General features: G+C 48.8%; 12 protein-coding genes. 4 read left to right on the top strand and 8 right to left on the bottom strand.

The features are described 5' to 3' along the window. Window positions 1–139, top strand: a 139-nt coding sequence (locus IRT38_RS17725; RefSeq protein WP_135897992.1) for a helix-turn-helix domain-containing protein, incomplete at its 5' end; no start/stop codon positions are given. A 91-nt stretch (window positions 140–230) separates the two neighbouring features. On the opposite strand, the gene IRT38_RS17260 is transcribed toward IRT38_RS17725, so the two are convergent. The 5 genes from IRT38_RS17260 to IRT38_RS17240 all read right to left on the bottom strand — a co-directional run bounded on the left by IRT38_RS17260 (window position 231) and on the right by IRT38_RS17240 (window position 3720). Further along, on the bottom strand, window positions 231–650 hold the full coding sequence (locus IRT38_RS17260; RefSeq protein ID WP_000029507.1) for a PaaI family thioesterase: 420 nt from the start codon (window positions 648–650) through the stop codon (window positions 231–233). Window position 651: 1 nt separating this feature from the next. Beyond that, complete coding sequence (locus IRT38_RS17255) at window positions 652–1116, bottom strand: PaaI family thioesterase (RefSeq protein ID WP_000378064.1); 465 nt, start codon at window positions 1114–1116, stop codon at window positions 652–654. A 56-nt stretch (window positions 1117–1172) separates the two neighbouring features. Then, on the bottom strand, window positions 1173–2144 hold the full coding sequence (locus tag IRT38_RS17250) for a BtrH N-terminal domain-containing protein (protein ID WP_000186299.1): 972 nt from the start codon (window positions 2142–2144) through the stop codon (window positions 1173–1175). After that, complete coding sequence (locus tag IRT38_RS17245; RefSeq protein WP_000952904.1) at window positions 2141–2767, bottom strand: TetR/AcrR family transcriptional regulator; 627 nt, start codon at window positions 2765–2767, stop codon at window positions 2141–2143. The genes IRT38_RS17250 and IRT38_RS17245 overlap by 4 nt, the downstream gene beginning before the upstream one ends. An 83-nt stretch (window positions 2768–2850) precedes the next feature. Beyond that, entirely contained in the window at window positions 2851–3720 is an 870-nt protein-coding gene (locus tag IRT38_RS17240; RefSeq protein WP_000149466.1) for a metal-dependent hydrolase, read from the bottom strand. Here IRT38_RS17240 and IRT38_RS17235 point away from each other — a divergent pair. After that, entirely contained in the window at window positions 3712–3885 is a 174-nt protein-coding gene (locus IRT38_RS17235) for a hypothetical protein (RefSeq protein WP_016543249.1), read from the top strand. The two genes, IRT38_RS17240 and IRT38_RS17235, sit on opposite strands and share 9 nt — an antisense overlap. Window positions 3886–4374: 489 nt before the next feature. After that, complete coding sequence (locus IRT38_RS17230; protein ID WP_004656998.1) at window positions 4375–4605, top strand: IS5 family transposase; 231 nt, start codon at window positions 4375–4377, stop codon at window positions 4603–4605. A gap of 38 nt (window positions 4606–4643) precedes the next feature. Here IRT38_RS17230 and IRT38_RS17225 read toward each other — a convergent pair whose 3' ends face one another. The 3 genes from IRT38_RS17225 to IRT38_RS17215 all read right to left on the bottom strand — a co-directional run bounded on the left by IRT38_RS17225 (window position 4644) and on the right by IRT38_RS17215 (window position 7706). Next, a complete protein-coding gene (locus IRT38_RS17225; protein ID WP_001193555.1) occupies window positions 4644–5858 on the bottom strand; it encodes an NAD(P)/FAD-dependent oxidoreductase in 1215 nt (404 codons plus the stop codon). 86 nt (window positions 5859–5944) lie between these two features. Continuing rightward, the gene (locus tag IRT38_RS17220; RefSeq protein ID WP_004658516.1) at window positions 5945–7336 is read right to left on the bottom strand and encodes a cytochrome P450; all 1392 of its coding nucleotides are present in this window, start codon (window positions 7334–7336) and stop codon (window positions 5945–5947) included. A gap of 49 nt (window positions 7337–7385) precedes the next feature. Beyond that, window positions 7386–7706, bottom strand: coding sequence for a 2Fe-2S iron-sulfur cluster-binding protein (locus tag IRT38_RS17215; RefSeq protein WP_004658513.1), 321 nt, complete (start codon window positions 7704–7706; stop codon window positions 7386–7388). A gap of 216 nt (window positions 7707–7922) precedes the next feature. Between IRT38_RS17215 and IRT38_RS17210 the strand changes: the two genes are divergently transcribed. Continuing rightward, window positions 7923–9002, top strand: coding sequence for an AraC family transcriptional regulator (locus IRT38_RS17210; RefSeq protein WP_004658508.1), 1080 nt, complete (start codon window positions 7923–7925; stop codon window positions 9000–9002). Window positions 9003–9209 lie beyond the last annotated feature (207 nt).

Genomic DNA, 9209 nt, shown 5'->3' with positions numbered 1-9209 from the left:
CAAGGGCCGTAAGCCGTCACTGACTCCTGAACAAGTGGCTCTGCTGCATCAACGTCTTGAATCTGGCGACTACAAAACCAAGCGAGCATTGGCGAAGGAGTTTGGGATTTCTGCGCCAACGCTGTATCGGTATCAGTAGTAGTTCCAGCTATTTGATATTATTTGTCTATCTATTGAAAATTTTTCTGAGTAAAACAGGGTCGGCATCCTGAACTGAGCTTGCTCCAATTTTATTTGCTGCTAACCGTAAACAGGAATCGACCGATACAAACCAACTTGCCATCAAGTAGTAACTGAACCGATACTGTCGTAATGCGCCGACCCGCACGAACAATACTGGGGACTGCCTGTAACGTACCTATAAATGCTGGCCGCAGGTAATCAAAGGTCATCGTGGAGCATAAGGGCAGCTCATTATCACCACGCTGACGGGCAAGATAGGCGGCGGCGGCCACTTCACCAAAACTCGCGAGAATGCCGCCATGAAACGTGCCAATCATCGGGTTGCCGATATGCGAATCACGAAAGTCCATAAAGTACTGTATTTCTCCATGTTGCATTTCCTCACGAAAACCTAGAAAATCGACAAAAGGCTCGTCACACAATTTTAGTGGGGGTGTTTCCGCGCTCATCTGATTTACTATACTCATATCACTCGCCTCGCGCTTCATTGCTGTCAAAAGAGGGTCCCATCGTGCCGATTGCGAAAGAACCAGTGACAGTAGCCAGTAGCTCACCACTGTCTTCTGCAACCGCTCGGCCCGTGATAAAGGCCACCGTATCGGTTCTACCAATGCAATCCACTATCGCCTTTAAACCTACCGCAGAGGGAATACGTCGCAAAAAATCGACACGCAAATCAATAGTGGCAATCGGCTCTAACGACCGCAATGACGAAAAAATAGATAAGCCGCAAGTCGTATCCAGCAGCGTCACCAAAGCCCCTCGATGCAGTGAGCCTTTACGGTCAGAGAGTTGCTCAGAGAAGGGCATCGTCATCTCGGCATGACCATCGCTCACTGCACCAACACTAATATTGAACATATTGAATAAAGGGTGATTAGTACCAAAAAACGCCTTAGCCATGGTCAGGTGTGCCGTGTTATTACTGTCCATTTTTGAACTCCCGCCATTGCTGGCTGATTTTATTGCGAAAAAATTAGCGGCACGTCTCAAAGTGCAAGGGCGGCATCTGTATAATTACGTTCGGCCTGCATCACCGCCACAATGGCCTCTTCAATGGCGGCATATGGAAAGTTTGTGCTTTCCGAGGCAGACTTCAAACACATGGCTAATGCCGTCCATGCTTTTTCGCAAGCCCTCATTAACAGGGGCAGTCGATATTGCTGTACACTTGCGTCATAGTGAACCGCTTCATCAAGGAATTCAGCGTACATTTTGCGGAAGCCGCCGCCACCTGTGCCACGCTTTTCAATAATTTGGTAGGCAAATCGGGTCGTCCAGTGCCAATCGCCTGTGGCTCCCCAACGACTCAGTTCGGCCAGCCATGTTTCCAGTGCCGATATGCCACTCACAGCTAATGACTTGGCGTTGTCATGGATGACACCGGTAATCATCTCGGGGGTAATTTCGCCTTGAAACGCGGTGGGCGTGAACATATTGCCATAGTGAATAAATGGGGGCTGTGTAGAAAAACGTGCGCGGGTCAGTGCCTCTCGCGTCACCGACAAAACACTCGGACGCTCGGTATCGGTGACAAATACCGCACCTGTCTCTGGATTTCTCGACCAAGCGGCTATGGCGTGACCGGGAAAGTGCGTGCTGCTGTTGAAGTAAGGTAAATAAAAAATATCCGTCAGCAACAGGGTGGGGTGACCCGCATCCAAACATTTCTCCAGCGCGGTGGCTGCCGATTCGGGTGACTCGAAGGTTTGCCACTCAAAGGGTATACCGATACTTTCAAATACGCGCGCTTCAAACCCCAAAGACCGCACATGCACTAAAAATGGCACAGGGGCGTCAGCCATTTCCAAATAGGTCACGCCAAGCCCTGAGCCTAATCCAAAGCACATGGCCTCGGAAATATTCAGCCCATTAAACTCGAGCAAATCACGAATTGCGGAGCTGCCACAATGCCTCCCGATGGCGTGCGTGATACGGGATGGAGTCTTATAGTTGGTCACAGGTTTTTTGCCTCTTCGTGAAAATCTGGATTAAGGATGCCTCTTGTCATCATCTGCCATATCGCATCCGCGATCTGTTCAAGATTGTACTTACCATTTTCTTTATACCAAGTGGCAGCCCAGTTTATTGCTCCTAGCCCAATCAGTCTTAACAGATCTGCATCCACATCGTTTCGGATACAACCATAAGACTGCAGATCATCAAGAATTGTCTGCCAATATCGCTCGTATCTGTCTCTCTCAGCAATAATCTGCTCACGTGCGACTCCATGTACCGAGCGCCACTCAAACAACAACACATAAACCATATCGTCACCCGACATAAGGATATCGACATGTGTCTGCAGTGCCGATTGCATTTTTTTGAGTGGATCTTGAATCGCGGAAGTCGCCTCAACAATCCTGTAAATAGTTCTCTCAATAGCAAGCCGCATCATATCAACCAAAATATCGTCTTTACTACGATAGCGGTAATGCAGACTGCCTGGAAGAATACCACAAGCACTGGCAATTTCTCGCACACTGGTACGCTCAAAACCCTTTTCTCGAAACAGCTTGGCAGAAGCGGCTAATACTCTCTCGCGGTCAGCAACTTCGACTCGCGTAGATTCACTACTCAACATAGTTTGACTCATAACATTATATCAATAAGACAGGTTACTCGACTTGGTCAAGTCGAGTCGAGTCTTTCACGGTCTCTCCTGATCTATACAGCTTTTGCAATGGGGACATTAAAAACAATTCGTGACGCTTCCATAGGGTCTTGATGCTTATCATATTCAGCCAGCCAAGAATTAACCTTTTCTGGGATTTCGGTGTCGCTAGGATGGAAACCTGGCTTAAACCAGTCCAGATAGCGTGGAATAAGTCTGGTAATCAGGCCACGTGGTCCATAGAGGCGATAAAATCCCTTAGCAAGCACCAATGGCTGACCTTGTAGTTTGTCAATTTTCAACATATGCCAAAGAACTGAGCCAACCACCGCATGTACCAGTAGCGTTCCGATAATCAAAGCAGATGCGCGGGTGAAATACCCCCCACCTGCCGCTGTTTCGTAAACATCAAAGGCTACTGTTTTGTGTTCGACTTCTTCTACCCCATGCCACATGAACATGGCACGCATTGCGGGATGAGCATTCTTGAACATCTCACCCTCACCCTCCATAGCACCCTCGCCTAGTACAGCAGTAATATGTTCAAAGGCAGCTGTCATGGCCAACAGATACTTGGCGGGCAGGTGTTTTTGGGAGAGCCGAATAAATAATTTGAATCTTGCGATGACCTTTTCGACATGAATGCCTTGCGACTGCATCACCGCATTATACTGGTCATGCACAATGCCATGTTGCGCTTCTTGGCGAAAAAAGTTTTTGATATCTTCTCTCAGTTTAGGATCTGTGACCAGATCCTGATAGTTACGCACCGACTGAATAAAAAAACGCTCTCCATCGGGGAAGTGAATAGAAAGTGCATCAAAGAAGCGTGTTAACACCGGGTCACCGTCGTTCCAAAAAACTGGAACATCACTTAAATCAAACCGCGGCTTACGTGGCTGGATATTGATCATATGAGTCATGGCGAGAGTTTCCTTGTAAAGGCATCGAATGTCTGTAAACCTGCTATCACATTTGACCTTGAGCAATATTTTTCACCTTGGTCAGGCACAGCAAATATCACACAAGAATTCAACGGGTATTGGTCAAATGACCAAATGCATATTTTGAATATATTGGTCGATTGACCAAATGTCAAGCCTGTCCTCAAAATTTGATAGAATGAGTTAACAACGCAGCAGGTGAGCCAGATCATCTTTGACATCGAATATAGCTACCAGACCTTTTGGCAGAGGTGTTTTTTTAATGTTAGTTTTTTTACATTAGAGTGTGTTGACGTTTGAAAATATTGATTGCAAATTGGAGGCAGACTCAGAGAATTAAAGCTCTCCCCATCCGAGTCCACCATGCCACGCTTTATGCTGAACGACCAACATTGAGCAAAGATTTCTCCTATGCTCAAGCAACAGGACATTGATCACAAACCAAATTTACGGCTCACCGTAGAAGCCATGCTCTACAGAATGTGGGTGAAATGTCCATGGCTAGACCTACCTCCTGACTGAGTTTGGTCAGCAGCCTAATCTCTACAAAAGATACAACGACTGGTCAGCAAAAGGTTTTTTCCAAAGCATACTCAGGGTTTTATCTACTGACTCTGATATAGAGTAGGGGTTATGGATAGCAATTACGTCAAGGCACATCAACATAATGCACGTGCTGCAACTCACGATCAGGAGGCGATTGGCTTAAGTCGAGGTAGCAAGACAAGTAAGATCCATCTTGCCGTAGATGGGTATGGATTACCCATCGTGTTTGCGATCACGGGTGGTGAATTACACAAAGCCAAAGCTGCACCTGACTTGCTCTCACAGGTATCTATCGATGCCATTCTGATTAACATCTGAATCAGCGTAATGCAAATCTAGCCTGATGTAGTTTTAAGCTACCCCATCAACGCCTGTACCGCAATCGACTCATCCGCCAACCGCAGTGGATCGACCGCCGTACCAGCCGTGATCAGCTTTTTGCTTAGCATAAACTCCTGCGGACGATTCACACAATCCGCCGCAATCAGGCGACCCGCCTGCAAATAAAACGCTGCAAAGCTACGCCTTTGCTGCACATCACCCCGAATCACGATCTGATCATACCCCTGACTGAGTCCCGCAATCTGCAACTTTAGATCATACTGATCTGACCAAAACCAAGGCAAACTCTTCGAGGTCCGCTGTAAGCCACACAAGGTCGCCGAGGCAATTTTGGCCTGTTCATTGGCGTTTGGTACCGACTCCAAGCGCATCCGCCGCTGATAAATCGGATTAAACGCATTGGCACAATCCCCGATGGCCACAATCTCTGGCGCACTGGTACGGCAATACTCATCAATCACAATACCATTGTCCACCTGCAAGCCCGCGTCCAGCGCCAACTCGATATTCGGTACAACCCCGACCCCGATGATCACCAGATCTGCATCGAACATCGAACCATCGGCACACAGCACCGCTTGCGCCCGCCCCTCACCCGTGATCGCCGTGACCGACACACCGGTATGAATCGTCACACCCTGTTCGCGATGAATCCGCGTATAAAAGTCCGACACTTCCGGTGCAGTTACCCGCTGCAAAATCCGCTCGGCGGCTTCCAAGACCACCACCTGCATGCCCTGCTCGGTCAATGCGGCGGCTGTTTCAAGACCGATATAGCCACCACCGATCACCACTGCTTTGCCGTTGGGTTGTACAAATGGCTGGATAGCCTGTACATCGCTGATATTTCTAAGATAATGCACACCTGCCAAATCAGACCCAGCCAGCGACACCGTCCTGACTCGTGCACCGGTACACAGCGCCAACTGGTCATACGCAAGCGTACTGCCATCTTGTAGTGTCACGCTGCGCGCTGCCCGATCAATCGCAACCACCCGCCCGTGCCGAAATTCGATCTGATTTTTTTGATAAAAAGCGGCTGGCCGAATCAATAACTCATCGACCAGTTGTGCACCGCATAAAAAGGTCTTGGACAACGGCGGTCGATGATACGGCAAATACGGCTCATCGCCGATCACCACAATCTCGCCCTGCCAGCCATCTGGCCGCAGACTTGCCGCCAACTGCGCCGCAGCATGACTTGCGCCAATGATGACGATTGTTTGCATATGAATTCACTCAGTTCATGGTTGATGCACAGCATCAATTGTTGCCGACGACAGTTGCAAAATGCCTCTGTCGCCTATTTTGATACCTACGCTTTGGCAGTCAGTTTGACCATCATCTTGGCATAGCCGCGCACAAAGTTAGACTGCACCAACTCTGGCTCACCCAATACCTCAATATTGTCGAAGCGAAGCAATAACTCCTCCCACAGAATCCGCAACTGCATCTCGGCCAAGCGATTGCCCATACAGCGATGCACACCAAAGCCAAATGACAAATGATTGCGTGCACCTTTACGATCAATCAAAAACGCATCTGGCTGTTCAATCACCCGCTCGTCACGATTGCCCGAGGCATACCACATTAAGATCTTGTCGCCCTTACGGATGGTTTGGCCGTGCATCTCGATGTCTTGCTTGGCGATGCGACGCATATACGCCAGTGGGGTCTGCCAGCGAATGATCTCGGACACCATATTTGGAATCAGGCTCGGTTGGTTTTTCAGTTTGACAAACTGCTCAGGAAACAGGTTCAGCGCATATACCCCGCCGGTCATGGAGTTCCGCGTGGTGTCATTCCCACCGACAATCAGCAAGGCCAAATTGCCCAAAAACTCCATCGGACGGTGAATCAAATCCTTGGTATCGTCATTGCTCAGCATTAAGCTAATCAAATCAAATCCCATCGGCTCACCTGCCGCTTGCTGAGCCGCCTTGGCATGCCACAGCGCGGCAAACTGCTTGGCCATATCAGCGGCGGCATTAAAAAGCACATCGTTGTCGCTAATCTCACCGCCCGTGGCTTCTGCGCTGCCCGCCAACGTATCAGACCAGTACACCAGCTTGTGCCGCTGTTCATACGGAAAATCTAACAAGGTCGCCAGCATGCGTGCGGTGATTTCTTTGGACACCCGCTCCACCCAATCAAACGGCGTATCGAGCGGCAAATCATCCAAAATCTCTTGTACCCGACTGCGGATCAGCCCTTCCATTTCTTTTAAATTTTTCGGTGCGACCACACCTTGTACCGCTTGACGCTGCACATCGTGCTTAGGCGGATCCATTGCAATAAACATTTCCACATCCAGTCCGGCGGGCGGCTTGCCAATCACAATCACCGGTTCCGCCGAAAACAGCTCGTGGGATTTGTCCACGAACACAATATCGTCATAACGGGTAATCGACCAAAATGCACCGAATGGACTGCTTTTTTGGTAATGAACAGGACGCTCGTCGCGTAGCCGCTTAAAGTATGACTGCCATTGATGCTGTCGATATAAAAACGGATTGCTCATATCGATGTCTTCGAGCTTGAGCGTGGCAACATCGGGGATTGGCTTTTCTACAAAATCAGGGAACGGTTGCGCCTGTGTCACCCGTTGCTTGACCTTTTGGAACACCTGCATGCCTTTCACTTGTAAATGCATGGGTATCGGCAGCAGGGCTGAAATTTGGTTTAGTGTGGCTTGCATGTTTTTCATGATTCATTCCTCAATGATGATGCTTAACAGCTGTTGAAATCTGCCGTCACTACATTTGAAACTCAGGCAAATGCACCACCATGCCATCCATTGCATCGGACAATTGAATCTGGCACGCCAAACGAGACGACGCCGTACCTTCTGGTACCATCTCTAGCATGCGCGCCTCTTCGTCATTGGGCTGTCCTGTCGCCGCCAGCCAAGCACCGTCAACGATCACATGACAGGTTCCACAAGCACATTCGCCACCGCAATCTCCATCAATGCCGGATACGCCGTGATCGATAGCCAGTTGCATCAGCGACTTGCCCGCTTCGATGTCAAGTACGGTGGCGGTACCGTCATACTCGATCAATGTAATTTGACCCATTATTACTACTCCTGTGTGGTATACGGTTGCTGGTGACGCCGATGAAAATAGCCATCCCTCTTTACTCATAATAGACATGTATCCATACTGCTTACAGGTCTCTTGTTGACAATATAGGGTCATTAAAAGACGATTATGGCGCTGTAGCCCCATCGTCGATTGCATTTTTCTAGTCGATGTTCTTTCATACTGGTCTGTTATTGAGGTGTTTGAGCCATGTTGCATCCAAGTCTGCTGACTGGTCTCGCCAGTACAAGTGAATCTGCTAATATCCCCTGTAGCTATACCCGTCTGATTGGCCGAGAGCTGGACTTGCAGGCGCGTGACCTACCTAAACTATTAAAATTCACCACGCTGACCGCTGAACAACTGATGCGTGACGACACGATGATCACGGCCAGCCAACAGATTCAAATCTTACAAAATAGCTTGGAGTTGTCCGCATCCGATCAGTTTGGCTTGCGTTTAGGGCAGCGGCTCACGCCGTCAACACATGGCTCGATGGGCTTTTTAATCAATAGCAGCCCGAACTTATTGGCCGTGTTACAAGCGTTTCAAACTTTTTTGCCGACCCGTATGAGTTTGATTAGGCTCGAAACACACACCAATGCTGAGTGGACGACCTGCTTGATTTTCTTTGAGCAGACCTTGAGTCATGCAGTACATCGGCTACTGTCCGAAACTGTTGCGGTGATTTTTTCGGAATGTGCCGAATTTATTGTTGGACGACCGCTGACCGAGGCGGTGATTCAGTTTAGCCATCCCGCCCCCGATCATCATGCCTGTTACGCGGATTATCTTGCCGGTACCTATCAGTTTGATCAGCCACAACTGTCGATCCGAGTGCCGACCGAGTTGTGCTTGATTGCCAATGCATCCGCGCAGCACGATAGCTATCTGCTGGCGATGCAACAATGCGAAATGATCCTCAACCGGCTCAAGACCCAACAACACAGCACCACCTACCAAGTGCAAAAAGCCATGCTGTCCTATCCGCTCGGGCAACTGAGTGAAGAGGATCTGGCTGCAGCCTTGTTTATGAATAAGCGTACGCTGGCCAGACGTCTGGTCAAAGAGAACACGAGTTACCGGCTGATTCGAGATCGGATTTTATCTGAGAAAGCCAGTAGTTATTTACATGACCCTCAAATATCGGTCGAGGCAATTGCCAGCTTACTGAATTACCACGACTCTGCTAATTTTCGGCGCGCGTTTAAACGCTGGTTTGGTGTATCACCAAGTGCTTATCGGCGAAAAATCACCCATCGGCAAGAAGAAAATGACCTGAGAGAATGAGGTTGTTCGTATGATTGTTAATACGTTGAAACATCAATACGCCCTAGAAAAATACCTTAAAACGCTATGTCAGAGATGGCAATCATATGGCAGCCCTCCACTTCCAATCCGATAACCTCAACTCAACCCAACGCTTGCAACCCGCTGTGAACTCTGTAGAGGTTTTAATTCCCATTGCAGCCCATCCACCGTCAATGTCTTCAGTTA

Origin of the sequence: Acinetobacter sp. SK-43, from assembly GCF_015351505.1 — a bacterium.
Lineage (GTDB): Bacteria > Pseudomonadota > Gammaproteobacteria > Pseudomonadales > Moraxellaceae > Acinetobacter > Acinetobacter junii.
The sequence above is the reverse complement of the archived record's forward strand: the minus strand, read 5'-3'. Positions and strand labels throughout refer to the sequence as shown.

What these genes read in the sequence shown, in the direction of transcription:
- IRT38_RS17220 (WP_004658516.1), bottom strand. Translation starts at nt 7,336, where the DNA reads ATGAAAAACATGCAAGCCACACTAAACCAAATTTCAGCCCTGCTGCCG.
- IRT38_RS17255 (WP_000378064.1), bottom strand. Translation starts at nt 1,116, where the DNA reads ATGGACAGTAATAACACGGCACACCTGACCATGGCTAAGGCGTTTTTT.
- IRT38_RS17240 (WP_000149466.1), bottom strand. Translation starts at nt 3,720, where the DNA reads ATGACTCATATGATCAATATCCAGCCACGTAAGCCGCGGTTTGATTTA.
- IRT38_RS17235 (WP_016543249.1), top strand. Translation starts at nt 3,712, where the DNA reads ATGAGTCATGGCGAGAGTTTCCTTGTAAAGGCATCGAATGTCTGTAAA.
- IRT38_RS17245 (WP_000952904.1), bottom strand. Translation starts at nt 2,767, where the DNA reads ATGTTGAGTAGTGAATCTACGCGAGTCGAAGTTGCTGACCGCGAGAGA.
- IRT38_RS17225 (WP_001193555.1), bottom strand. Translation starts at nt 5,858, where the DNA reads ATGCAAACAATCGTCATCATTGGCGCAAGTCATGCTGCGGCGCAGTTG.
- IRT38_RS17215 (WP_004658513.1), bottom strand. Translation starts at nt 7,706, where the DNA reads ATGGGTCAAATTACATTGATCGAGTATGACGGTACCGCCACCGTACTT.
- IRT38_RS17230 (WP_004656998.1), top strand. Translation starts at nt 4,375, where the DNA reads ATGGATAGCAATTACGTCAAGGCACATCAACATAATGCACGTGCTGCA.
- IRT38_RS17260 (WP_000029507.1), bottom strand. Translation starts at nt 650, where the DNA reads ATGAGTATAGTAAATCAGATGAGCGCGGAAACACCCCCACTAAAATTG.
- IRT38_RS17210 (WP_004658508.1), top strand. Translation starts at nt 7,923, where the DNA reads ATGTTGCATCCAAGTCTGCTGACTGGTCTCGCCAGTACAAGTGAATCT.